Below are 1,244 nucleotides of genomic sequence, written 5' to 3'. Positions count from 1 at the left end.
AACTCAGGCACTTCGCCGTCAGTCTCGATATCTAGAATAAAGGTTTCTACGCTGAGCTTACTGAGCAACGCTTTCATGGTTGTGTTTTCAATCAACTCGCCGCGATTGATAATACCTATGTTGCGACATAGCATTTCCGCTTCTTCTAAATAGTGCGTAGTAAGAATGATAGTGATCCCTTGCTGCTGATTGATTTCTTTGAGGAAATCCCACATTGAACGACGCAGCTCAATGTCCACCCCAGCCGTCGGCTCATCCAAAATCAGCAGTTTTGGCTCGTGCATGAGCGCGCGAGCAATCATCAAGCGACGCTTCATACCACCCGATAAGTTACGAGCACGCTCTTTGCGCTTCTCCCATAAATCGAGCTTCTTCAGGTATTTTTCGGCTCGCTCTTTTGCCAGAATTTTAGAAACACCATAGTAACCCGCTTGTTGAATGACGATCTGCTCAACCGTTTCAAATTGGTTGAAGTTGAATTCTTGAGGCACTAAACCAAGGTTTTGCTTGGCAAGTTCTAAATCATTATCAATGTCATAACCAAAAACTTTTGCTACTCCAGAAGTCTTATTAACCAAAGAAGAGATGATGCCGATCGTGGTTGATTTTCCTGCACCGTTAGGTCCAAGAAGCGCGTAAAAGTCACCTTTTTTAACTTGTAGACTGATGCCTTTTAACGCTTCAAAGCCGCCCGCATACGTTTTACGTAATTGTTCAATTTCTAATGCGTACATAGCGTAATGATTGCCATCTGTTAGTGAATTGGGATGACCAGTTCCAAGATAAGCATCACCTGAAGCTTAGTAGGAAGCTGGAGAAAGTTTCATTAGTTTATCGTCGAATAACGATGATTACAATTAAACCTTTCGACAATATTGGAAATATCAACCTTGTAATTTTCAAGGTTTTCAATTGAGGGGGTTAAGGGGAAACAAAAAAGCGCTGCTAAACAGGCTGAGCAGCGCTTTCATACAGAACGTAAAAATTAGGCTGTCATTCGCTGGTATTGATCCGATTCAACATGCGCGACAGCCGCATTCAAAGCTTCGTAGCGGAACTGATACATATTGTTATCCGGCACTAGGTCGATGACATGAAACTTCTCTAGTTGCTCGCGAGTACGCTGATTCGGACACAACAAGTACACTTCACAGCGAGCATCTAACGCGTCTTTAATGGCGTTTTCGAGTGCTAGGCCCACCGTAACATCCAGCATAGGAACATCGGTCAAATCCAAGATCATC

The 1,244-nt window shown here is 43.3% G+C and carries 2 protein-coding genes; both read right to left on the bottom strand.

The window, feature by feature from the left end; all coding sequences use genetic code 11:
* The coding region (locus tag R7Q47_RS25140; RefSeq protein ID WP_318090039.1) for an ABC transporter ATP-binding protein at positions 1-734 on the bottom strand (734 nt) is incomplete at its 3' end.
* A gap of 251 nt (positions 735-985) precedes the next feature.
* Positions 986-1,244, bottom strand: a 259-nt coding sequence (locus tag R7Q47_RS25135) for an STAS domain-containing protein (RefSeq protein ID WP_318090038.1), incomplete at its 5' end; no start/stop codon positions are given.

This window comes from Vibrio sp. Vb0349, assembly GCF_033338975.1.
The sequence above is the reverse complement of the archived record's forward strand: the minus strand, read 5'-3'. Positions and strand labels throughout refer to the sequence as shown.